The organism is Azobacteroides sp. (SeqCode) (assembly GCF_055395615.1).
In genome coordinates, this window is sequence record NZ_AP014701.1 from 654,339 (window position 1) to 679,534 (window position 25,196).

Sequence of the window (25,196 nt, forward strand, 5' to 3'; positions counted from 1 at the left end):
TATTGTCATGTTAGAAGAAATTTTAGCTATTTCTGGAAAACCTGGGCTTTTCAAGTTACTTTCAAAAGGAAAAAACATATTTGTTGTAGAATCTTTACTAACTCACAAAAGAGTGCTTATATCTTTGCAAGATAAAGTAACTCCATTGAGTAAAATTACTGTATATACAGAATCTAGCGAAATTTCACTTTCATTAATTTTATCAAAAATTAATGAAAAAGAAAAAGGGAATGAGATCGATTCTAAAATCTTTGACTCAGATAACAAAGTATTAAATGATTATTTTAAAATAATACTTCATAATTATGATAGAAGACGTGTTTATTCATCTCATATTAGGAAAATATTGTTATGGTATAATCTCTTAGTTAAAGAAAAGTTAATAGATTTTTTAGAAAAATAAAAAATGTAATAAAGCAATTGAACAAGATAAGATAATATGTAATATTGATAATTAGGGTAATAAAAGAAAATAATAAAGTTATTACAGTCTGAAGTTAGTTGTTTTTCGTAGGAAGATAAAGAAAAGTTCAAATGAAAATATATATTATATATTGTAGAATATTAAATGTTGATTAAAAATCGTAATATATTGATTTATAAGTATAGGATTCATGAGGGAAGGAATATATAATTTAAATTTTGAGTCAAAAACTCACTGAATAGGTGTAATGTGTAATAAGAAAAGTTTTAATATCTCTAGTAATGACAATCACAGAAATTCAGCAGGTTAAGCAACGATTTGGTATTATTGGTAATAGTTCTTTACTCAATTGTGAAATAGAGAAGGCTTTATTGATTGCTCCTGTAGATTTGACTGTGTTAATTACAGGAGAAAGCGGAGTAGGTAAAGAAGTTTTTCCCCAAATTATTCATCAAAACAGTATGAGAAAACATGGCTCATATATCGTGGTTAATTGTGGGGCAATTCCGGAAGGAACTATTGATTCTGAATTATTTGGTCACGAGAAAGGTTCGTTTACAGGAGCATTTTCTGATAGAAAAGGATACTTTGAAGTAGCTGACCAAGGAATGATATTTTTAGATGAAGTCGGTGAATTGCCAATAGCTACTCAAGCTCGATTACTTCGTGTATTAGAATATGGTGAATTTATAAAAGTTGGGTCATCCAAAGTACAAAAAACTGATGTTCGCATTGTTGCTGCTACAAATGTAGATTTATTGAAAGCAATTAGAAAAGGTAAATTTAGAGAAGATTTGTACTATCGTTTAAATACTATTCCTATAAAAATTCCACCTCTTCGAGAACGACAAGATGACATTTATTTACTCTTTCGTAAGTTTGCTAGCGATTTTGCAGAAAAATATCGGATACCTGTAATACGTTTGACAGAAGAGGCAAGAGATATCTTAGTAAAATATCGCTGGACAGGTAATATTCGTGAATTAAAAAATATTACAGAACGAGTTTCTATTTTTGAGCAAGAAAGAGAAATAGATGGAGAACAATTAAAAACTTATCTTACTTCTTCTGATATGGAGCAATTACCCGTAATTATTTCTTCTAATTTTGAGTCGAAATCATTTTCTAATGAACGTGAAATTTTGTATCAAATTTTGTTTGATATGCGTAGAGAAATTGGAGAGTTGAAAAAAAATGTTTCTGAATTATTGGGTAATGTAAATACTAAAGCTCAATCTAAACAGGAATTGTCTGAAACAATTCCTTATCCATTGATAAATGACAGAAAGTATGCTGTTGTACAGGAAGAGTTGCGATATCCATATGTTGACGAAATTTCTGATGAAAAAAAAAAGAACCTGAGCAGACCTTTTCTTTGGAAAAAGTTGAAAAGGAAATGATACTAAAAATATTGAAAAAAAACAAAGGGAATCGTCGTAATACTGCTCAAGAATTGGGTATATCAGAAAGAACGTTATATAGAAAAATCAAAGAGTATGGAATAAATAAAGTTTCTTCGGCATATTGAGGTTTTTGATAATAGTTGCTTCGAGATAAAGGTAAACTATTTTTGTCTTCGACGAATTGCGATTGATTTAATGAAATTGATAGTACTGTATCAATAGGACATATTATAAATTAATCGTTGATAACCAACGATTAATTTATAATATAAACAGATTTAATGATATTTTATCATACTTATTAAAATGTTTTATTTAACTTTGTCTTATTCTTAATAAAGAATAAGAGGGAATATGGGTTAATAGGCTGATTTATTCTATGAGATTAAGATAGAATGAGTGTGTTTTATGTAGAGAGAGTTCTTTGACATATTGATAAAGTAAGGATTATGAGAGAATAAGGTTTAAGTGGTTATTATTCAGATTTGGCGTCGTATTAAAAGTTTTAGAATTATTAAGGGACGTTGTTTTGTACAAAAACAGTTGAAGGTATTTTCGTTTAATTTTTTGAGTGGATAATTCAGTCTGTTTTAACTTATTCGAAATAAAGCGGAGAAGTTTGTACATGATGTAAATATGTGATAATAACCTAATAAGTGGAAGAAAAAATAAGTGAATAAGGGCAGACGGTGGATGCCTTGGCTCTCGGAGGCGAAAAAGGACGTGATAAGCTGCGAAAAGCCGGGGTTAGGTGCAAATAACTGATTGAACCTCGGATGTCCGAATGGGGCAACCTGTCAGATTATGTCTGACGTCTCGAAAGAGAGGCGAACCTGGGGAACTGAAACATCTAAGTACCCAGAGGAAGAGAAAACAATAGTGATTGCGTAAGTAGTGGCGAGCGAAAGCGTAACAGCCCAAACCGGTTGTGTCTAGGCACAACCGGGGTTGTAGGACTACAATAAGACAAGATTTCGTTAAAGTAGAAATATTTGGAAAGATATATCATAGAGGGTGATAATCCCGTATACGACTTAATGATGAAGTTTAGTAGTATCCTGAGTAGCGCGGGACACGAGAAATCCTGTGTGAATTGGCGGGGACCATCCCGTAAGGCTAAATACTCCCGAGAGACCGATAGTGTACTAGTACCGTGAGGGAAAGGTGAAAAGAACCTTGAATAAAGGAGTGAAATAGACTCTGAACCCGTCTGCCTACAAGCGGTCGGAGCATATTATGCGTATGTGACGGCGTGCCTTTTGCATAATGAACCTACGAGTTACTTTTGTTGGCGAGGTTAAATATTTAAGATATGTAGCCGAAGCGAAAGCGAGTCTGAATAGGGCATGTAGTCAGCAGGAGTAGACGCGAAACCGAGTGAGCTACCCTTGAGCAGATTGAAGGTTGGGTAATACCAATTGGAGGATCGAACTGGTAAATGTTGAAAAATTTTCAGATGACTTGAGGGTAGGGGTGAAAGGCTAATCAAACTCGGAGATAGCTCGTACTCCCCGAAATGCATTTAGGTGCAGCCTTGATTTGGTTTTTATATGAGGTAGAGCTACTGATTAGATGAGAGGGTTTCATCACCTGTCGAGTCTAGATAAACTCCGAATGCGTATAAAATAAAGATCAGGAGTGAGGGCATGGGTGCTAAGGTCCATGTCCGAGAGGAGAAGAATCCAGACCATCGACTAAGGTCCCGAAATATGTGCTTAGTTGTATTTAACGAAGTCTGATTGCAGAGACAGCTAGGATGTTGGCTTGGAAGCAGCCATTCATTTAAAGAGTGCGTAACAGCTCACTAGTCGAGTGATTAGGCGTGGATAATAATCGGGCATAAGCATATTACCGAAGTTGTGGAACTGCTTTGATAGCAGTTGGTAGGGGAGCATTCTAATTGCGCAGAAGGTGTTGGGTGACTGGTGCTGGAGCGATTAGAAAAGAAAATGTAGGTATAAGTAACGAGAATGCAGGCGAGAAACCTGCACGCCGAAAGATCAAGGTTTCCTGATCAACGTTAATCGGATCAGGGTAAGTCAGGACCTAAGGATAAGCTGAAAAGCGAGGCCGATGGAAGAACCGGTTAATATTCCGGTACTATTTAAATGAGGGAAGTAGGGACGAAGGAGTGAAACTTCAGCCGGCTGACGGAATAGCTGGTTAAAGGGTGTAGATGTTGATCATGGCAGGTAAATCCACTGTGAGAGTCGAACCTGATAGTACCGTGAGTGCATGCACAAACGGATATGAAGGTAAACATACTTCCAAGAAAAACTGCTACTGCTAATTGTTTAAGTACCTGTACTGTAAACCGACACAGGTGATTGAGTAGAAAATACTAAGGCGCTCGAGTGATTCATGGTTAAGGAATTAGGCAAAATGGTCCTGTAACTTCGGGAGAAAGGACGCCTACTGAATAGTAGGCCGCAGAGAATAGGAGAAGGCGACTGTTTAACAAAAACACAGGGCTGTGCAAAATTGAAAGATGAAGTATACAGTCTGACACCTGCCCGGTGCCGGAAGGTTAAGAGGAGATGTCATTGTAAAAGAGAAGCATTGAATTGAAGCCCCGGTAAACGGCGGCCGTAACTATAACGGTCCTAAGGTAGCGAAATTCCTTGTCGGGTAAGTTCCGACCTGCACGAATGGTGTAACGATCTTCTCGCTGTCTCAACCATGAGCTCGGTGAAATTGTAGTATCGGTGAAGATGCCGATTTCCCGCAACGGGACGAAAAGACCCCGTGAACCTTTACTATAGCTTTACATTGGATTTGGGTAATTGATGTGTAGGATAGGCCGGAGACTGTGAAGTTGGCACGCTAGTGTCAGTGGAGTCGACGTTGAAATACGGCTCTTGGATTGTTTGAATCCTAACTTGCAATAGCAAGGACATTGTATGGTGGGTAGTTTGACTGGGGTGGTCGCCTCCAAAAGAGTAACGGAGGCTTCTAAAGGTGTGCTCAGAACGATTGGTAACCGTTCGTAGAGTGTAATGGCATAAGCACGCTTGACTGAGAGACAGACAAGTCGATCAGGTAGGAAACTAGAGCATAGTGATCCGGTGATTCTGAATGGAAGGGTCATCGCTCAAAGGATAAAAGGTACTCCGGGGATAACAGGCTTATCATTCCCAAGAGCTCATATCGACGGAATGGTTTGGCACCTCGATGTCGGCTCGTCACATCCTGGGGCTGGAGAAGGTCCCAAGGGTTGGGCTGTTCGCCCATTAAAGTGGCACGCGAGCTGGGTTCAGAACGTCGTGAGACAGTTCGGTCTCTATCTGTTGTGGGCGTAGGAAATTTGAGGAGAGCTGACACTAGTACGAGAGGACCGTGTTGGACAGACCGCTGGTGTACCAGTTGTTTCGCCAGAAGCATTGCTGGGTAGCTATGTCTGGGATAGGATAAGTGCTGAAAGCATCTAAGTACGAAGCCGTCTCCAAGATTAGATTTCCAATTAGGGTCGTTGAAGACTACGACGTAGATAGGCTGCAGGTGTAAAGGTGGTAACACCATAGCCGAGCAGTACTAATTACCCGAATGCTTATTGAAATTTATTTTCAATTATAAAAAACAATTGAGTTCTATTTTAATTCTTGCTTTATTATATGTTAAAATTATACAATTAATAGGTATTAGGTGGTTAAAACGTCGGGGTTCCACCTCTTCCCATTCCGAACAGAGAAGTTAAGCCCGATGGTGCTGATGGTACTGCGATTGCGGGAGAGTAAGTAGCCGCCATTTTTTCTAAATGTTTTTTAAGTACCATTAGTTATTAATTAAAATATCAAAATTCAGATAGGAAATTTCCATTTTGTATTTTAAAAATTCCCAGTATACACTAGTACTGCGTTTCCGGTCATGAATACATGTTCTGTTTTTTTATTCCATTCTAATTCTAGGGTTCCTCCTAAAAGGGAAATTGTAGCTTTTCTATTTAATTTTCCATTTATGACGCTTGCAACAAGAGCAGCGCACGCTCCTGTTCCGCAGGCTTGTGTTTCTCCACTTCCTCTTTCCCATACTCTCATTTTTGCATGGCACAATGAGAGTATTTCTACAAACTCTACATTTGTTTTTTCTGGAAATATAGGGTGATGTTCTATTTCTTTTCCAATTCCTTCAATGTCTAAGTTGTCAATTTTTTCGACAAAAATAATAGCGTGAGGATTTCCCATAGAAACAGCTGTCAACATCCATTGCCCAGAAGATAAATCTATTGGCTTATAAATCAATCTTTCTTCTTTCCATATTACTGGAATATTTTTAGTAAATAATATTGGTTTCCCCATATTTACCTTTACCATACTTATCTTGTTATCAACTGGGAATAAAACAAGTTTTTTTACTCCTGATAGTGTTTCTATCGTAATATTCAATTTTTTAGTATAGCCATTATCGTATACATATTTGCCCACACAACGAATAGCATTACCACACATTTGAGCTTCCGATCCATCTGAATTAAACATACGCATCTGAAAGTCACACTTATCAGAAGGCATTATTAATACTAAACCATCTGAACCGATACCTTTGTGACGATCACTTACACGAATAGCCAATTTTTCTGGGCAATCTATTTTTTCTTGAAAGCAATCAACATATACATAATCATTACCTGCTCCATGCATTTTAGCAAATCTCATACATTTTGATTAAAAGAAATTTTATAAAGTACGTACTTCCACATTAGAAGTAATCTTCCGTATTAATCCACTTAATACATTACCAGGTTCTATTTCCGTAAAAATAGTAGCACCATTAGTAATCATATTTTGTATTGATTGTGTCCATCTGACTGGATTGGTTAGTTGAGAAACTAAATTATCTTTAATTATTTCAGGAATAGTTTCTCTTTTTGCATTTACATTTTGATAAACAGGACATATAGGTATTTTGAAGACTGTCAAATAAATTGCTTTTTCTAATTCGTTTTTTGCCAATTCCATTAATGGAGAATGAAAAGCTCCACTTACGTTAAGTTTTAATGTACGTCTAGCTCCTTTTTCTTTTAAACGTTCACAAGCAATATTTATACCTTCTAAAGTTCCTGATATTACAATCTGTCCTGGGCAGTTATAGTTTGCTGGAACTACTGTTTCCTCTATTTCGGAGCATATTTCTTCTACAATTACTTCTGATAATCCAAGAATAGCAGCCATTGTTCCAGGATTTTTTTTACATGCTTCCTGCATAGCTAACGCTCGTTTATAAACTAAAAGTAATCCATCTTTAAAGGATAATGTTTTTGCAGCAACCAAAGCTGAAAATTCTCCTAAAGAGTGTCCTGCAACCATATTTGGGTTAAAATTATCTGAACTTTTTGCAGCAATTACAGAATTGAGAAATATTGCAGGTTGTGTTACTCTTGTTTGCCGAAGTTCTTCAGCTGATCCTTCAAACATCAAATCAGTGATTCGAAAATCTAGTATTTCATTAGCTATTTCAAATAATTCTTTGGCAGTATTAGATTTTTTATAGAGTTTCAAACCCATACCTGGAAATTGAACTCCCTGTCCTGGAAATACAAAAGCATTCATTTTACTATTCGTTACGAATTAAAAAGACACAAGGTACAAAGATAAAAAGATTGTTTTAGAAAGAATTAATATTAACTATTAAAAAGAAAAAATTGATTATAAATAGTATTCTTAACTGTTGTGTTTTTTGGAAAGAATCATTTAAGAAAAAACATTAACAATATTGATTAATTTTCAAATTATACAGTATTATAGATTTACATTAGTTTGTTAAACTATTCGAAGCGAATTGTCTTCACAGGTAATATTTTTGCAACTAAATAAGAAGGGATAATTAGTATTAATAAAGTGATGATAACCATTCCGGAATTAATTAAGAACAAGTGTATAGTATTTAGGTAAATAGGAACTGTTGATACGTAATAAATTTCTGGATTTAATTTGAATATTCCAGTATATTTTTGAATTAAACAAATAAACAGAGCAATAGCATTGCCCCAAATCAACCCTTTCCAAATTAAGAAGGCAGATATATAAAGAAATATTTTACGAATATTTGTACTGCTTTCACCCATAATTTTTAATATTCCAATCATATTGACATGTTCCAAAATGATTATTAATAATACGGAAATCATAGAAAATCCTGCAATGAGTGACATTAATATTAAAATAATTACCATATTAGTATTCAATACATCTAACCATGCAAAAATCGTAGGATTAAATTTCTTAATAGAATATGTACAATAATGATTCCCTAATCGATCAGTTTGAGATAACAAATTGCAATTGATTTTTTTAATTGTTTTATCTAAACACTTGTAATCATTTACCAATATTTCGATGCCACTAATCATGTCCCTATCCCAATTGTTTAATCTTTGAATTTCTATAATATTACATAGAATAAATAGTTTGTCGTAGTCTACAAAATTAGATTGATAAATGCCGACAATACGATACTTTCTTGTTTGGATAGAATTTTGAATAAAATAACAGGTAAAAGTATCATTCATTTTAAGGTTCAATTTATTAGCAATATTTTTGGATAAAATTACATTGGTATCAGATAATTTTGAATAGTTGAGTAAGCTTCCTTCTATTAAATTTTGTTTAAAGAAATTCCAATCAAAATCTTTATCTACTCCTTTCAATATAACTCCTTGAAAATTATTTTTTGTTTTAATAATTGCTGACTTAGTTGCAAATGATTGAATATGGTATACATTAGGAGTTTGTTTTAATTTTTCCAAAAATGAAATATTCACAGTAATAGGATAAGTTTCATAAAAAAAAATATTATTGTCAAGATTAGTAATCTGAATATGTGAACCAAACCCTATAACTTTACTCTGAACTTCTCTTTTGAACCCTATTACAATAGCTACTGAAAGAATCATTACTGTCAAACTCAATGCTGTAGTAATAACAGAAATATGTATAATAGGAGAAGATACTTGTCTTTTTCTATCTCCATTGAGGAGTATTCGTTTAGCTATGAAAAATAAATGAGAGTATGAAAAATATTGTCGTATTAACATAATGCTTAGATTAAGCACTCATATTTTATTGTATTCTTTTAGTGCTTTTTCTAGTACTAACATTGCATTTTTTAGTTCTTCTTTTTTTAAAACATATGCAATACGCACTTCATTTTTCCCTGCTATTGGATTAGCATAAAATCCAGATGCTGGAGCTATAAAAACAGTTTGTCCTTCATATTCGAAATCAGAAAGGCACCATGCGCAAAACTTATCCGTATCATCTACAGGTAAACGAGCAATAGTGTAAAAAGCTCCCATTGGAATAGGAGAATAGACTCCTGGTATTCGATTGAGAGTATCCACTGTAAAATTGCGTCTCTCTAAATATTCATCATAAACCTTTCTCATATATTCTTCAGATACTTCTAAAGAAGCCTCAGCTACAATTTGACCTAATAGTGGAGGACTTAATCTTGCTTGACAGAATTTCATAACTGTTTTTTTCAATTCTTGATTTTTGGTAATTAACATTCCCTGTCTAATCCCACATTCACTATATCTTTTGGAAACTGAATCAATCAAAACCACATTTTCTTCAATGCCTACTAGATGTAAAGCACTAATATATGGAGAACCTGTATAAATAAATTCACGATATACTTCGTCAGAAAATAAGTATAAATCGTATTTTTTAACTAAATCGCGAATTTTATTCATTTCTATTCTTGAATATAAATATCCTGTAGGATTATTTGGATTACAAATAAGAATTCCTTTGGTTTTTTTATTTATCAGAGCTTCAAACTTTTCTATTGATGGTAGAGCGAATCCTTTTTCTATGGTAGAAGTAACTGTACGAATTGATGCACCTGCTGAAATAGCAAAAGCCATATAATTAGCATAGGCAGGTTCGGGAACAATGATTTCATCTCCGGAATCTAAGCAAGCCATTAGAGCAAATAATACTGCTTCTGAACCTCCAGTAGTGATAATTATATCGTCAGCATTTACATTTATTCTAAATTTAGAATAATAATTTGTTAATTTTTCTCGATAAGAGAGAATTCCATTGCTTGGACTATATTCTAATATTTTTCTATTTAGGTTGCGAATTGCATTTAATCCAATTTTTGGCGTAGTGATATCTGGTTGGCCAATATTTAAATGATATACTTTTACTCCCCTTGCTTTAGCAGAATCAGATAAAGGCACCAACTTACGAATGGGAGAGACTGGCATTGTAGTACCTCTTATTGAAATTTTTGGCATATTTTTTTGATTTTCAAAAAAAAGAAATAAAATTGAATAGATTTTTAAAATTCAAAAAATTGTGTAAACAAAAAAGTCGACCTCGCTACGGACCGACTTAATTTTATATATTACAACTTATCGTAACTATTGTATTACAATACAATACATTATTTAACTTATACTATTGATGTATGAAGCTAATTTGGATTTTAAATTGCTTGCTTTATTTTTGTGAATAATATTTTTTTTTGTTAACCTGTCCAGCATGCAGCTTACTTTTTTATACAACTCGCCTGCTTGGACTTTATCATTAGTGTTACGAAGAGCCCTCACTGCGTTTCTTGCAGTTTTAGCGTGATATTTATTACTCAATCTTCGTAATTGCGATTTTCTAATTTCCTTTATAGATGATTTATGATTTGCCATTCAAAAAATTATATTTTATAACAGCCTACTCGTGGGCGTTGAAGGATTCGAACCTCCGACCCTCTGCTTGTAAGGCAGATGCTCTGAACCAACTGAGCTAAACGCCCCTTACAATAAGTAATTAAAGGTAGTACTTATTTTTTAAATAAGTACTACCTTTAATTACTTATTATTTTGTATAGAAAAATTTATTATTTGCAATAATTCATCTGCTGCTTTTTCTTCAGGAATATTTTTTTTAATACATTCTCTTCCTTTATACAGATTTATTTTGCCTATTCCAATCCCTACATACCCATAGTCAGCATCAATCATTTCCCCTAATCCATTTACAATACAGCCCATAATGGCAATTTTTAACCCCTTAAAATTTGGAATTACGGATTTTATCTTTTTTAGTACTTTTTGTAAGTCAAATAAAGTTCGACCACATCCAGGGCAAGCAATGTATTCTGTTTTACTAAATTTTCTACTAGTTGCTTGCAATATACTAAAAGCACAAGAGTCTACTGATTGTGGAAGAATACTATTGTTTTTATTTTTTATCAAAATTCCTTCTATTAGTTTATCTAATAGAAAAGAACCACAGTCTATAGAAGATTTGATTTGTAAAGCTTCCAAATAGTTTTCATTGTAACTTACCTGCAAAATAAATGGATTATTGATCTTTAAATTTATTAAAGTACGGATAAATATTCTCTGTTCGTAAATGTTATTTTGCGCAGAGCGAATGATAACAATTGTTTTTGTTTTTTTTTTTAAATGAAAAATTATTTCACTGGTTAATTCAGAATAACTTAGGGTTATGAATTGTAAAGAATCTTTATAATTCATCCAAGTTTCTTTTTCTTGAAATTTAAATAATGGGAATGTATTTTTTTTAGATGAAAAAATTGAGAAATCTACAATTATTGAAATATCATATGGTATATTTTGTACTGTTTGTTTTCCAGTATAAATAAAATCAGGTATTGAATTAGGATTTACAGAAAAATCGTTTGTGGTAGAACGATCGGATATAGTATAAATCGTACTATTCAGTTTCCTTTTAGATGTAGGAGAGAAAAACATTTTTTCACTTAAAAAATGTTTTTTCTCTCCTACATAATTAATTAACAAACGCGCAAAAGAAATTTCAGATTCTGGATTTTCACTCAATGAAATACGAATAGTGTCTCCGATACCTTCTATTAGTAATGTACCTATTCCTACTGCAGATTTTATTCTACCATCTTCTCCTTCTCCTGCTTCTGTTACACCTAAATGTAATGGAAAATTTATTCCTTCTTTGTTCATTTGTTTTACTAGTAAACGAACTGTTTGTACCATTAGAAAAGTATTAGAAGCTTTAATAGAAACTACTACATTGGAAAATTTTTCTGTAATACAAATTCGGAGAAATTCCATACACGATTCTACCATTCCTTGTGAAGTATTCCCATAACAACTTATAATTCTATTTGATAAAGAACCATGATTAACACCAACACGGATAACAGTATTATGTTTTTTGCAAACATTTATAAAAGAAACGAAGCGTTCTTTTATATTTTTTAATTCTTGCTGATATGTCTCATCGGAATATTCAAAAGTTTTAGACCTTTTAATTAGTGTCACAAAATTACCTGGATTAATTCGTACTTTTTCAGCTGTTTTAGCTGCTATTTCAGCAATTTTCGAATTAAAATGTATGTCGGCAATTAAAGGATTATTATATCCCAAAGCAATTAGACTATTTTTTATATTTTTTATATTATACACTTCACGAACATTTTGAGCAGTTAATCTGACATACTCACCTCCTGCTTCAATAATTCGGATACATTGCTGAATACATTTTTCCGTATCCAATGTAGAAATATTAGTCATGGATTGGATGCGAATAGGATTTTTCCCTCCTACTGGAATATTTCCAATAAGTACGACTGATGATTTTCTTCGTTTGTACATAATATATCAAATCTATATTAATTCGTTTTAAATTTGTATTTTAGCATAGTTAATTCATTATTAGCTTTTAGAATTTTAGCTTTGAGAGTTTCTTTGTATTTGGCTAATTTTATTTGTAGTATTTTATCTTTTATTGCTAAAATCTGAGTAGCTAAAATAGCAGCATTGATTGCACTGTTAATTCCAACTGTCGCTACAGGAATTCCTAATGGCATTTGTACGATAGATAATAGGGCATCGATTCCGTTGAGTGAAGAATTAACTGGGACTCCAATTACTGGTAATATAGTCATAGAGGCGATTATTCCTGGGAGATGGGCAGCCATACCTGCTGCTGCGATGATTACTTCAATACCTCTATTTTTTGCATTTTTTGCAAAATTCTCTACTTCTTCTGGTGTTCGATGAGCTGATAAAGCGAACATTTCAAACGGAATTTCGAATTCATTAAAAAAATCGGATGTTTTTTTCATTATGGATAAGTCAGAAGTACTACCCATTATTATACTTACAACTGCACTCATTTTTATTCCTATATTTTTATATGTATTAGTTAAAAGTAAAATATTTTTTTGATTGAAGTATATTGAAAAATTCTTTTTGTAGAAGTTTGTATTTACTAATTCAAATTATTCTTGTAATAAGTATTTTTTTAATACTTGAAATTATCCAAATTCTATGTTTGGATAATTCTATATTTTTTTTATTAAATCGAATTTTTTAACCTAAATAACTTTTTAAGTTAGTATTTTTGTTATTCTGTTTCAATTTTTTAATTGCTTTTTCTTTAATTTGTCTCACTCGCTCACGGGTCAAACTAAATGTATCACCAATTTCTTCTAAATTCATTTCTTGTTGTCCGATACCGAAGGACATCTTAATAATTTCTCTCTCTCTTTCGCTTAATACCCATAAAGCGTCATTAATTTCTTGAGAAAGTGATTCGTGTATTAATCTATAGTAAGCGACTGGAGTATCGTCATTAGTAAGAACGTCTAATAAACTAGTTTCTTCCCCTTCTGCGAAGGGGGCATCTATTGAAATATGTCGATTAGATATTCTTAATGTTTCTGATACTTTTTCTTCTGGAAGCTCTAATTCTTGAGCTAATTCTTCTGGAGATGGTTTTCGTTCATGTTCTTGTTCAAATTTAGAAAAAGCTTTAGAAATTTTATTTAGTGAGCCAACACGATTTAAAGGAAGTCGTACAATTCTTGATTGTTCAGCTAAAGCTTGTAAAATAGACTGCCTAATCCACCAAACAGCATATGAAATGAATTTAAATCCTCTTGTTTCGTCAAATTTTTCAGCAGCTTTAATTAATCCAAAATTCCCTTCATTAATCAAGTCAGAAAGGCTTAATCCCTGATTTTGGTATTGTTTAGCCACTGATACTACAAAGCGGAGGTTTGCTCGCACTAATTTGTTCAAAGCAGAACGATCTCCTAGTCGATTTCTTCGTGCTAATTCAATTTCTTCTTCTATACTGAGAAGACTCTCACGACTAATTTCTTGAAGAAATTTGTCTAAAGAAGCACTCTCACGATTAGTAATAGATTTAGTTATTTTTAATTGTCTCATTCAAAAAAATATTATAGATATATAAATAATACAAAATCATTATTCCTAGTCTGTTTTATTAAACATTTGAATCAACGGCATAAACACTATTTTTACTGTTCGTCATAGAATCTTTTGATATAAAGTTCTACCTTATCCAGGTTTTTTATTTTAATAATTATCTTACAATTTCAATTATTAAAGTTTCTTGGAAATAATTTTTTATTGCTATTACAAATGGAAATAAATTTTCTCTTCAATCCTGATTTTACTTAATGTAACACCCAGTTATAACCTTATTTATCATCCAAACTATAAGAAACTCCTGTTTCTCTCTGGTAGATAATTTTTTCAAAGTTATTCCTGGAATTTCGGTATCATCTTTTCTTTAACCGATAGATTTATTCCTTGACAGTTCTTTAATTTTACTTTAAATATTTTTATAGCATTGTCTTTATAAACTTGAACATCAACAATATTATTCGGACTATAACGACTTAATTCTGCTTTTAATTCATAGTAGTTTTTAACTTTTATTCCGTTGATTGCCATAATTACATCTCCTTTTCTCAATCCTGCTTTTTGAGCGGGACTACGAAAAATGAATCCTGTAACATAAACACCTTCGAAAATTTTTAATTTGTTATAGATTTTAGGATTGAATTCTTTTAAAACAGATAACTCTGTCACATTTACTCCTAGTAGAGCTCTTTGTACTACACCATATTTTTTAATGTCCGAAGCCACTTTTTTTACTAAATTGATAGGTATGGCAAATGAATATCCAACAAAATTACCAGTTTCCGAATAAATGGCAGTATTTATTCCAACCAATTCACCTTTTGTGTTTACTAATGCCCCTCCACTATTACCTGGGTTTACTGCAGCATCCGTTTGTATAAATGATTCTATTTTGTCCAGTGGATTAATAATACCTTGCTGGTAGCTATATCCTGAAAAGATATTCCCTCGACTTTTTGCACTAACAATTCCTGCGGTTACAGTGCTTGTTAGATTAAAAGGATTACCTATAGCTAAAACCCACTCACCTATTTTTAAAGCGTCAGAATTTCCGAAAGGAACTACCGGAAAATTTCTCCCATCAATTTTCAATAAAGCAATGTCAGTAGATTCATCTTTTCCTATTATTTTAGCTTTATAAATTTTGTTGTTGTTGGTGGTTATTTCAATTTCATCTGCTCTATCTATTACATGATTGTTAGTTACAACATACCCATCATTAGAAATGATAACTCCAGATCCAAAACCTACTTTTGGTTGTATCTTATATTGAGGAGTTTGTCTTTCAAAGAAATATTCAAAAGGATCAAAATATTCTTGATTTATTTGAGTAGGCTTACTAATTGATTTAATATGAACTACAGCATTTACACTTCTTTCAGCAGCTAAAGTGAAGTCCATATTTCTCAATACTACATTGTAATTTACTGGATGGATTCCTTTTTGGTTAAATCCTCTTGATTTAGAAATATTATTTTTATTTAAGTAAGAAGAGAGCTCAATCGTTATTCCTGAACTCAAAAAACTTATTAATAAAAACCCAAATAATATTTTCCAATTTGTTTTCATATTTTGTTGATTTATAATTCTTTTCCCTACAGTAACAATATAATATAAAAAAGATTTTTTTCTTACTTAGTATTAAAATTAGTTCAAAAAAAATAAAATGTATAGGCTTCTATTTTGTATTTGCAAAAACTATGTACTACTTTTGAGAGCAAAAGTGTGCGTTTCGGGGTGTAGCTCAGCCAGGTTAGAGTCCGCGTCTGGGGGGTGCGTGGTCAGACGTTCGAATCGTCTCACCCCGACTTGAAATAGTAGCTTCAAATATACATATATATATAATTTAGAGAGGAACCTTTTCTAAAAAGGAGGAATTACTAAGATGACATCATTTTTTGGAGATTTAGAAGATAGTTTTTATATATGAATGCAGGTATATATATTCATATACCTTTTTGTAAGAGTCGCTGTATTTATTGCGATTTTTTTTCTACTACTTATTTAAATTATAGAACTCGCTATGTTAATATCTTGTGTAACGAGCTAGAACAGCGAAAAAATTATTTACATAAACATAGTATTAGGACAATTTATTTTGGTGGAGGTACTCCATCTCTTTTGTCATTTTCAGATTTCGAAAAAATTTTTGGGACACTTCAAAAATTTTTTCCTATTGAAGGATTTGAAGATAAAGAAGTTACTATTGAGGTAAATCCAGACGATGTAGATGATAGATTTTTGACTTTAATAAGTCATTTTTCATTCAATCGTATTTCGATTGGGTTGCAAAGTTTTCGGAATGAAGAATTGCTATTTTTGGGTCGGAATCATAATTCCAATTTGGCAATAAGAGCAGTCGAAAATTTTCAAAAATATGGTTACCAGAATATAAGTATTGATTTGATTTACGGCTTGCCTAATCAATCATTAAATGTATGGGAATCAACTATTCAACAAGCTATTTCACTAAATATTCAACACATTTCAGCTTATCATCTGACTTATGAAAAAAATACAAAAATTGATTATATGCGGGAACGTGGTCTTATTAAACCTGTAGACGAAATGAAGAGTTTGAAAATGTTTGAAATTTTAGTAGAAAAATTACTTGATGCTGGTTTTGACCATTATGAAATTTCTAATTTCGCCTTACAGACTTATTATTCCAAACATAATGTTGGTTATTGGAATGGTAGTTATTATTTAGGCATTGGCGCAGCAGCACATTCTTATAATGGGAAAACACGTCAGTGGAATCGGGTTGGATCAATGGACATTTTTCATTATTCTCCTGAAATAGAAGTTATAGATAGCAAGACTGCTTATAACGATTTTATCATTACGCGTTTAAGGACTATAAAAGGAATTGACTTGGATGAATTAGTATTTTTTTGTGGAAAAGATAAAAGAAAATATTGTTTAAATCAGTCAGAGAAATATATAAACAGTCAACTGTTAAAAATTGTTTCTAATCATTTGCAGTTAACAAGAAAAGGGTTATTTATATCTGATAGTATTATTTGTGATTTATTAAATTGACATTATAGTACTGTGGTTTTTTTGTAACTTCCTTGCCTAACCATTGAGGGCGTTCGAAAGGTTCGTTTTCGAATGGAAGTTCTAATTCGGCAATTATCAATCCCTCATTTTGACCGTAAAACACGTCTACTTCAAAGATATAATTTTTAAAAGGAATGTAATGTCTGTCTTTTTCAATTTTTCCTGGCAAACATAACTGCAACAACTCTTTAGCTTCGTTTATTGGGATAGAGTATTCATATTCACAATGAGAAAATCCATTAAAATTATTTGATCCTTTAATTGTAAGGAAAGCAGAAATGTCTTTTATTCGAACACGAATGGTTCTTTGTTGGGAAATCATTAAGTATGACTGAACAATCCGTTCTTTTTTTGTTACATAAGGGTAGAAATCGCCCGTTACTAAAAATTTTCTTTCTATTTCTATGTTATTTGTTTTCATTGTGTTGAATATTATTTACCTCTGTCACCTAGAATGAGATCATTTATATACTAATTTCTTTATTAATTTAGATGATACCTTTTATTTATACCTTGAAATGTGTAGTTATCTGATACTATATTTTTTTTAAAAAAAAAGATTTTATAATAAAGAGAATTATTGTAAAGGTAGTATTTTGATTTTATAAATCTTTAATTAAAATTTTAAATGATTACATTCGTATGATGTTCTAATACTCTAAAAATGTGTACAATTAGTTGATTAATTGTCACTTAAAAATTAAAGATAGTATGAATAATTGTTAGATTTTATTTTTTGAATGAATACTGATTTTATTGAAACGCTAATGCTTACTGCAAAATTAGCATCTATGACGACAATATCTCTTTTATTGATAGGTTTATGGATTGCTTATGCTTTAGCTTATTCTCATTCACGTTTTAAAGTAATTTTTGAAGCACTCATTTGTATGCCAATAGTTTTACCTCCTACTGTAATTGGGTATTATTTGTTGGTAGCTTTTAGTCCAAGAAATGTATTTGGAAATTTCTTAGAAAATTCATTTAACATTCGTTTAGCATTTTCTTTCGATGGCATTTTGATAGCAAGTATTATAGCTGGATTACCTTTTATGATACAACCGTTGCAAAATGGACTTTCTACTCTCCCGACTAGTTATCGTGAAGCAGCTTATACTTTGGGTAAATCCAAAATAGAAACATTCTTCAGAGTTCTATTACCAAACATTAAACCTTCTATAGTTACAGGTGTTGCATTAACTTTTGCACACTGTATAGGAGAATTTGGTATTGTATTGATGATAGGTGGAAATATTCCTAATAAAACTCGTATTGCTTCTATTGCCATTTACGATGAGGTACAAACCTTAAGTTATACAACAGCAAATCGTTATTCTTTAATATTATTCCTTGTTTCATTCTTTTTATTAATACTTATTTATAGTATTAATAAAAAATTCATAATTACCTCAGGAGTATGATTTACATAAATGTAGAACATATGATACTCACTTCTGAAGGGAAACGTAAACTAATTTTAGATGTTCAAATTCCGGATAAGAAATTTATTTCTTTGTTTGGGAAGTCAGGTATGGGAAAAACTACTATACTTCGTATGATAGCAGGATTATTAAAACCGAACAAAGGTATTATTCAAATAAACGGTACAACTATTTTTGATTCTTTTCAAAAAATTAATATTATTCCACAAAAAAGGAACATTAGTTTTATGTTTCAGGATTATGCTCTTTTTCCTAACATGACAGTAGAGGAAAATCTTTTTTTTGCTCAAAAAAAAGATAAAGTATTTATTAACCGTTTAATAGATGTATTTAAATTAGATACAATTCGAAAACAAAAGCCTGATAAATTATCAGGTGGGCAAAAACAGCGGGTAGCATTGGCTCGATCCTTAGGAAGGAAACCGGTTGTTTTATTGCTCGATGAACCACTTTCAGCACTTGATGAAGAGATGCGTCAATCTATACGAACAGAAATATTAAAAGTTCATCAAATGTTTGACTTTACTACATTGATGGTTAGCCACGATAAGGAAGAAATTAAACAAATGTCGAATTATATCCTATATGTCAGTGAATATTGCAGAATTGTTAAAAATGAAATCTTTTAGAAAAAAATATTATTTTTGCGATAATATTTATAATGTTACTGCTTTTATAATGAATGTGAGGTAGGTGTTTTCTTGATTTTATTAAATAGTATGACTTATAGAAAAATGACAGCTGAAGAGGCTGCAGGATTAATTAAAAATAATGATGTAATTGGTTTGAGTGGCTTTACTGCAACTGGTTGCCCTAAGTCTGTGACAAAAGCTTTGGCTGCAAAGATAGAGGTAGAACATATTAAAGGGAAGCCTTTTAAGGTAGGATTGTATACTGGAGCTTCTACGGGAGAGTCTGTTGATGGAGTGTTATCTCGTGTTAATGCTATTAAATTCCGTACTCCTTATCAATCTAATGTAGATTCAAGAAAAGCGTTAAATAATCATGATATGCATTATTTTGATTTACATATTTCTGAGCTTACACAATATTTGCGTTATAGGTTTCTTCCTAAACCTGATTATGCTATTTTAGAAGTTTGTGATATTACTAAAAGTGGTAAAATTGTTCTTACTTCTGCCGTTGGCATAGCTCCTACCATAGCTCATTTAGCTGATAAAATTATCATAGAATTGAATCAGTACCATCCCAAAGAATTAGCTGGTATACATGATATTTATGAACCTATTGACCCACCTTTTCGTAGGGAAATTCCAATATATTCTGTAAGTAATAAGATAGGGGTTCCATATATGCAGATAAATCCTAAAAAAATAGTAGGAATTATTGAAACTAATCTTCCTAATGAAATACGTCCATTTACTCCATTAGATGAGTTAACAGAACAAATAGGTAAAAATGTGGCTAACTTTTTGTATATGGAGATGAAATTGGGACGAATACCTTCTTCTTTTTTGCCAGTACAATCAGGAGTAGGAAATGTTGCGAATGCAGTGTTGGAAGCTATGGGGTCAAATGAAGAGATTCCCGCTTTTGAAATCTATACGGAAGTAATTCAAGATGCCGTTATCGGATTGATGAAGGAAGGCAGGGTTAAATTTGCAAGTGGTTGTTCGCTTTCGCTTACTACACCTGTGTTGGATGAAGTATATGCTAAATTGGATTTTTTTAAGCAAAAATTTTTACTTCGTCCACAAGAAATATCCAATAATCCAGAAATAATTCGACGTTTGGGGTTAATTTCTATTAATACTGCTTTGGAAGCAGATATTTTTGGGAATATTAATTCTACACATATAGTAGGGACTAAAATGGTGAATGGTATCGGTGGAAGTGGTGATTTTTGTAGAAATGCCTACCTTTCTATTTTTACTACACCTTCAACAGCTAAAAATGGTAGAATATCTTCTATTGTACCTATGGTATCACATGTGGATCATAGTGAGCATTCTGTTAAAATCTTGGTTACGGAGCATGGTATAGCTGACTTGCGAGGATTTTCTCCCGTTCAACGAGCAGAAACAATAATAGCTAATTGTGTTGATAATCAGTATAAAGATATTTTATGGAAGTATTTAAAACTTGGGCAAAAAGGGCATACTCCTCAAAATGTTGCTGCTGCTTTATCTTTCCATGATACTTTTAATAAAACAGGGGATATGAGAAATGTACGCTGGTAATTTATTCTATTAAAAATTAATTTTGTTTATTTTTAATGAGGAGACAACTGCCTGCAATATTCCATTGACGAAAGAAGTACTTTTAGGAGTGCTATAATATCGTGCTAGATCAATGTATTCGTTTAAAGTCACTTTTAAAGGGATAGAGGGGAAATTATTGATTTCAGCAAGAGCCATTTGCATAATGATAAGATCTAGTAAAGCTATTCGTTCCTTATCCCAATTTTTCGTTTGTTCATTAATTAAATTGGAATTTTTTTTTGCTTCTATTATTGAATGATATAAGAGTTGTACAGCATATTTGGGGACTGTATTATCTTTAAACATTGGAAATATAGCGCACATAGGATTAGATTTTTTTTGAAATAGTTTGAGAGTTTTTAATACGAATACAGTAATTGTTTCCAAATCGTCATTCCAATAGATGCTTTTTTGCTCTAACCAATCGAATACTATTTGGCTTTTTAAGATAATGTTTATAAAAATAGTTTTCCAAAATTCGTAATTGTTTTTATAAACACTATCTAGAGAAACATATTTTTTGTAACTGTCAGATTGCTTAATTTCGTTAAGTAAAGGTTTGATAAGGTTAATTTCATTATTGGGTTGAACCAAATTAGCATGTTTATTGATAAATTTTATAAGGGCAGGGTAATTTTGCAGTTGTTTTACCAATTGATTGTTGGCGAACTTTTCGCTTAAATATTCTTCTCTCTTGGTAAGAGAATGTTTATGTTTTAGTTTGTCTAAATTTTTTTGTTCAGCATTTGTAAGTTCAATAATAAGGATAAGGAGATAATGATATAAATGATATGTTTTTTGTAAACTAAAATTTAATTCGTTTTCTACTGCTTTTAGGTCTTTATTCCCTTTTTGGTGATTAGCATATAGAATTTGTAGTACTTTAGTACGAATAAAAGTACGATCAATCATATTATTAAGATATTTAAAAAAATATAATAAAAATATCATAAAAAACAAAGGAATTACTTTTTAGTTATTAGTAATTTTTCATATCCTGCTTTAGATGGAAATTAAGTGTTTATACAAAAGAGGAGGTGTTTTAATATCCCAAATACATAAAACAATTAAAATATTTTTTCGGAAATTGTTTAGCATAGTTGTATGTTGATTGATTTTTTCTTTTTTACTCAAAAAGTTACAGTACATCAAAGAGGAATACAAAGAAAAAACAGTATAACTAATACACGTTTTATTTCATTACTGGGTAGGTTAAATGATTTTTTGTCTAAAAAATTTCTAATTAGTAAAAAATCTTATTTGTTAATGAACAAATAATTTTTGTTCATTCGTTCGTTTCTCTACTGTTTTTTTCGTTTCAAAAAAAATAATACACCTGACCATTCATACAAATAGATAGATGCAAAGTTATATCAAAAAATTTTGTATTTCCTAATTGGAAAACTTTTTGTAAATAAAAAATAAAAATCTTCTTTTGCTTGTTTTTCCCCTTATAACTCACACTTACAAGTAAATTTTTTACCTGTAAGTGTGAGTTATAAGGGGAAAATACGAGAAAGGTATGTACCTCAGTGTTAAATATAATAATGTAGATATTTTTATAGTCTTTTGTTATTTATCTCAAAGTATTTTGAGGTAAATTTTTACTGAATGATGGAATCGAATGGTAAGTAATTTTAAATGAAGGTACTTAAAATAATGATAATTTTTCCGTTAAATAACTGCTGTTTTATAGTATAAATAATATTTAAACTGAAGATAATACCATTTGTTTTTCTTTTTTTTTTGGAAGTTTATCTGATTTATTCAAACTTATTTTTTTAGATAATCCCAAGCTTCTGTTCGATTCCTTGGAAAATTTTCTATATACATTGATGTGAGATAAAATAAAAGGTTTTTTTTAAAAAAAATCTCAATTCCTTATACGAAATATGATTACGTTTTTGAATAACAAATAAAGAAATATAATAGGTATTAATTATTACATTAAGTTTATTATAGCAAGAGATTATAATAATAAGCATGTCAGGAGATTTTCATATTCGAAATTATTTATGAAAATAAAACTTATTGTAAGACACTTTTTACTCTTTGCATTGCCTCTATTAATCTTTCGTCGCTAATAGCGTAGGAGAAACGAATACAATTGGGAGCACCAAAAGCAGCACCTGCTACAGATGCTACGTGTCCTTCTTCCAAAAGATATATTGCTAAATCGACAGAATTTTCTATTTTTCTTCCTCGAAACGATTTGCTTATATATTCCGAACAATCAGGAAACAGGTAAAAAGCACCTCGTGGACGATTTATTTTGAATCCTGGAATGTCTAGACAAAGATCCATCATCAAATTGAGTCTTCGTTCAAAAATTCTACACATAGTTTTTACACAGTCTAAAGTGCCATTATAGGAAGCTTCAGCTGCCTTTTGAGCAATAGAACTTGCTCCCGATGTATATTGGCCTTGTAATTTGTTACAAGCGGAAGCTATCCAAATGGGAGCAGCTATCCATCCTAATCTCCAACCTGTCATTGCATAAGCTTTAGATACTCCGTTGACAATTACTACTCTGTCTTGTACAGTTTCAAATTGTGCGATACTTTCATGTTTTCCTACATAAGAAATATGTTCATAGATTTCATCAGAAATAATGATTATGTTCGGATATTTTGTTAACACTTCGGATAAATCTTTTAGTTCTTCTTGAGAATAAACGCTTCCAGTAGGATTAGAAGGAGAGCAAAGAATAATTGCTTTTGTCTTATTACTAATAACAGCCTCTAATTGAGTAGGCGTAATTTTAAAATCTTGCTCAATATTTGAAGGAATAATAATACTAGTTCCTTCAGCCAATTTAATCATTTCTATATAACTAACCCAGTAGGGTGCAGGAACGATTACTTCATCTCCGCTATTTATAATAGATAGAAGTACATTACATACAGATTGTTTTGCACCATTAGAACAAACAATCTGTTCTGATTTGTAATTTAAGTTATTTTCTCGTTTTAATTTCCTAACAATTGCATTTCTTAAAGAAAGATAACCTGAAACAGGAGAGTAAAAAGAATAATTTTCATCAATTGCCTTTTTAGCAGCTTCTTTAATAAAATTAGGAGTAGAAAAATCAGGTTCTCCTACACTTAAATTGATAACATCAATACCTTGTGTTTTCAATTCACTACTTTTCTGAGACATTGCCAATGTCTCAGAAGGAGACAAGGCAGATAAACGATTGGATATCATGATAAAGTTATATAAACAATTTAATTAATACGATGATGTTTCATTTTATTTAAATATCGTTCTGCTTCAATTGCAGCAATACAACCTGAACCTGCTGCTGTAACAGCTTGCTGATAATTATTATCAGCAACATCTCCTGCTGCAAAAATTCCTGGTAAGTTGGTTTTAGTGGTACCACATTGAGTTTTAATATAGTGATTTGCATCGGTAAAAATATATTTTTTAAAAATTTCTGAATTTGGCTTATGTCCAATGGCTAAAAAAAGACCATCGATAGCTATATCCATTTTTTTTTCATTAGTTTTTCCCTCATATTCAATTAAATGAGCACCTCTTACGAATTCTTCTCCAAATAGTCCTATTACATTTGTATTGAAAAATATTCTTACTTTTGGATGGCTTAATACTCTATTTTGCATAATTTGAGAGGCACTTAAGTAATTTTTTCTTACAATTAGATATACTTTATTTGCCATGCTTGATAAATACAGAGCTTCCTCACATGCTGAATCTCCTCCACCTACTATGGCAACTATTTTTTTTCGGTAGAAAAATCCATCACATACGGCACAAGCAGAAACTCCTTTCCCAGCATATTTCTTTTCTTCAGGTAAACCTAAATGTTTTGATATAGCACCTGTACAAATTATTAATGTATCTGTTATTATTGTTTGTTTGCTATCAATAATAATTTTATATGGGTTTTGAGATAAATCACAAGCTGTAACTATTCCTTTACGAATATCAGTACCAAATTTTCGTGCTTGTTTCTTAAAATTTTCCATCATTTCATTACCTGTAATTCCATCAGGATATCCAGGGAAATTTTCAATTTCAGAAGTAGTGGTTAATTGTCCTCCTGGTTGAGGACCTTCATAAAGAATTGGCAGTAAGTTAGCACGAGCCGTGTAAATTGCTGAAGTATACCCAGCTGGACCGGATCCAATTATCAAGCATTTTATCCGTTCTTCGTTTTGAACGAATAATTTTCTATTTTCATTTTGTCTCATATATTATTCTGATATATTAGTTCATATTGTCTATACTCTTCAATAAATATAATTATATACTAATTATATTTAATTGCATGATTTTACAACTTACCTCAAATCTATTATTTCTACATTCGGATATTTGCTTTTGTCGAAAGTGAAGTATTGATCTGAGAAATTTGTATTTTTTTTATACTTATTAAAGTAAATGATACCTCTAATTTTACTTTTAAAAAAAATACAAATTTTTGTAGGCATAAAA

The 25,196-nt window shown here is 31.4% G+C and carries 18 protein-coding genes, 2 tRNA genes, 2 rRNA genes and 2 pseudogenes; 10 read left to right on the forward strand and 14 right to left on the reverse strand.

Going from position 1 to position 25,196, the window contains the following annotated elements:
* Positions 1–7 precede the first annotated feature (7 nt).
* The 5 genes and pseudogenes from ACZ5QM_RS02680 to rrf all read left to right on the forward strand — a co-directional run bounded on the left by ACZ5QM_RS02680 (position 8) and on the right by rrf (position 5,574).
* On the forward strand, positions 8–403 hold the full coding sequence (locus tag ACZ5QM_RS02680) for a DUF5606 family protein (RefSeq protein ID WP_464182475.1): 396 nt from the start codon (positions 8–10) through the stop codon (positions 401–403).
* Between the two features lie 302 nt (positions 404–705).
* Positions 706–1,594, forward strand: a pseudogene (locus tag ACZ5QM_RS02685) (sigma 54-interacting transcriptional regulator); the annotation flags it as partial.
* 190 nt (positions 1,595–1,784) lie between these two features.
* A pseudogene (locus tag ACZ5QM_RS02690) lies at positions 1,785–1,952 on the forward strand (helix-turn-helix domain-containing protein); the annotation flags it as partial.
* 541 nt (positions 1,953–2,493) lie between these two features.
* A 23S ribosomal RNA gene (locus tag ACZ5QM_RS02695) occupies positions 2,494–5,382 on the forward strand.
* 83 nt (positions 5,383–5,465) lie between these two features.
* Positions 5,466–5,574: ribosomal RNA gene (gene rrf / locus ACZ5QM_RS02700) — 5S ribosomal RNA — on the forward strand.
* A gap of 77 nt (positions 5,575–5,651) precedes the next feature.
* On the opposite strand, the gene dapF is transcribed toward rrf, so the two are convergent.
* From dapF to ACZ5QM_RS02750, 10 genes are all read right to left on the reverse strand, one after another.
* On the reverse strand, positions 5,652–6,479 hold the full coding sequence (gene dapF / locus ACZ5QM_RS02705; RefSeq protein WP_464182478.1) for a diaminopimelate epimerase: 828 nt from the start codon (positions 6,477–6,479) through the stop codon (positions 5,652–5,654).
* A gap of 21 nt (positions 6,480–6,500) precedes the next feature.
* Positions 6,501–7,373: an ACP S-malonyltransferase gene (gene fabD, locus ACZ5QM_RS02710; protein ID WP_464182479.1), complete on the reverse strand. Its 873-nt coding sequence runs from the start codon at positions 7,371–7,373 to the stop codon at positions 6,501–6,503.
* 215 nt (positions 7,374–7,588) lie between these two features.
* A complete protein-coding gene (locus ACZ5QM_RS02715) occupies positions 7,589–8,857 on the reverse strand; it encodes an ABC transporter permease (RefSeq protein ID WP_464182481.1) in 1,269 nt (422 codons plus the stop codon).
* Positions 8,858–8,875: 18 nt separating this feature from the next.
* Positions 8,876–10,069, reverse strand: a complete 1,194-nt coding sequence (locus ACZ5QM_RS02720; RefSeq protein ID WP_464202995.1) for a pyridoxal phosphate-dependent aminotransferase — start codon at positions 10,067–10,069, stop codon at positions 8,876–8,878.
* Between the two features lie 153 nt (positions 10,070–10,222).
* On the reverse strand, positions 10,223–10,477 hold the full coding sequence (rpsT, locus tag ACZ5QM_RS02725) for a 30S ribosomal protein S20 (protein WP_464182483.1): 255 nt from the start codon (positions 10,475–10,477) through the stop codon (positions 10,223–10,225).
* A gap of 32 nt (positions 10,478–10,509) precedes the next feature.
* Positions 10,510–10,584 (reverse strand) — tRNA-Val (locus ACZ5QM_RS02730).
* Positions 10,585–10,639: 55 nt separating this feature from the next.
* Entirely contained in the window at positions 10,640–12,427 is a 1,788-nt protein-coding gene (gene ispG / locus ACZ5QM_RS02735; RefSeq protein WP_464182484.1) for a (E)-4-hydroxy-3-methylbut-2-enyl-diphosphate synthase, read from the reverse strand.
* Positions 12,428–12,444: 17 nt separating this feature from the next.
* Positions 12,445–12,951, reverse strand: a complete 507-nt coding sequence (gene purE, locus ACZ5QM_RS02740; RefSeq protein ID WP_464182485.1) for a 5-(carboxyamino)imidazole ribonucleotide mutase — start codon at positions 12,949–12,951, stop codon at positions 12,445–12,447.
* A 196-nt stretch (positions 12,952–13,147) separates the two neighbouring features.
* Complete coding sequence (locus tag ACZ5QM_RS02745) at positions 13,148–14,008, reverse strand: sigma-70 family RNA polymerase sigma factor (RefSeq protein ID WP_464182486.1); 861 nt, start codon at positions 14,006–14,008, stop codon at positions 13,148–13,150.
* Positions 14,009–14,344: 336 nt separating this feature from the next.
* The gene (locus ACZ5QM_RS02750; RefSeq protein WP_464182488.1) at positions 14,345–15,577 is read right to left on the reverse strand and encodes a S1C family serine protease; all 1,233 of its coding nucleotides are present in this window, start codon (positions 15,575–15,577) and stop codon (positions 14,345–14,347) included.
* A gap of 164 nt (positions 15,578–15,741) precedes the next feature.
* Here ACZ5QM_RS02750 and ACZ5QM_RS02755 point away from each other — a divergent pair.
* Together ACZ5QM_RS02755 and hemW are read left to right on the forward strand one after the other, a co-directional pair.
* Positions 15,742–15,816: transfer RNA gene (locus ACZ5QM_RS02755), tRNA-Pro, on the forward strand.
* 118 nt (positions 15,817–15,934) lie between these two features.
* Positions 15,935–17,050 carry a radical SAM family heme chaperone HemW gene (gene hemW, locus ACZ5QM_RS02760; RefSeq protein ID WP_464182490.1) on the forward strand — a complete coding sequence of 372 codons (1,116 nt, stop codon included), beginning with the start codon at positions 15,935–15,937 and terminating at the stop codon, positions 17,048–17,050.
* Here the strand turns inward: hemW and ACZ5QM_RS02765 are convergent.
* The gene (locus tag ACZ5QM_RS02765; protein WP_464182491.1) at positions 17,028–17,492 is read right to left on the reverse strand and encodes a CYTH domain-containing protein; all 465 of its coding nucleotides are present in this window, start codon (positions 17,490–17,492) and stop codon (positions 17,028–17,030) included. The two genes, hemW and ACZ5QM_RS02765, sit on opposite strands and share 23 nt — an antisense overlap.
* Before the next feature lie 319 nt (positions 17,493–17,811).
* Here ACZ5QM_RS02765 and modB point away from each other — a divergent pair, with 319 nt between their 5' ends.
* From modB to ACZ5QM_RS02780, 3 genes are all read left to right on the forward strand, one after another.
* Positions 17,812–18,492 carry a molybdate ABC transporter permease subunit gene (gene modB / locus ACZ5QM_RS02770; protein ID WP_464182493.1) on the forward strand — a complete coding sequence of 227 codons (681 nt, stop codon included), beginning with the start codon at positions 17,812–17,814 and terminating at the stop codon, positions 18,490–18,492.
* Positions 18,489–19,142 carry an ATP-binding cassette domain-containing protein gene (locus ACZ5QM_RS02775; RefSeq protein ID WP_464182494.1) on the forward strand — a complete coding sequence of 218 codons (654 nt, stop codon included), beginning with the start codon at positions 18,489–18,491 and terminating at the stop codon, positions 19,140–19,142. The genes modB and ACZ5QM_RS02775 overlap by 4 nt, the downstream gene beginning before the upstream one ends.
* A gap of 90 nt (positions 19,143–19,232) precedes the next feature.
* A complete protein-coding gene (locus ACZ5QM_RS02780; protein ID WP_464182495.1) occupies positions 19,233–20,714 on the forward strand; it encodes a succinate CoA transferase in 1,482 nt (493 codons plus the stop codon).
* A 9-nt stretch (positions 20,715–20,723) separates the two neighbouring features.
* Here the strand turns inward: ACZ5QM_RS02780 and ACZ5QM_RS02785 are convergent, their stop codons facing one another.
* The 3 genes from ACZ5QM_RS02785 to trxB form a co-directional block, all read right to left on the reverse strand.
* Positions 20,724–21,647 (reverse strand): transcription antitermination protein NusB, encoded by a 924-nt coding sequence (locus ACZ5QM_RS02785; protein WP_464182496.1) that lies wholly within the window; start codon positions 21,645–21,647, stop codon positions 20,724–20,726.
* Positions 21,648–22,763: 1,116 nt separating this feature from the next.
* Positions 22,764–23,942 carry a pyridoxal phosphate-dependent aminotransferase gene (locus ACZ5QM_RS02790; RefSeq protein WP_464182497.1) on the reverse strand — a complete coding sequence of 393 codons (1,179 nt, stop codon included), beginning with the start codon at positions 23,940–23,942 and terminating at the stop codon, positions 22,764–22,766.
* Between the two features lie 20 nt (positions 23,943–23,962).
* Positions 23,963–24,952, reverse strand: a complete 990-nt coding sequence (gene trxB, locus ACZ5QM_RS02795) for a thioredoxin-disulfide reductase (protein WP_464182498.1) — start codon at positions 24,950–24,952, stop codon at positions 23,963–23,965.
* Between the last annotated feature and the right edge of the window lie 244 nt (positions 24,953–25,196).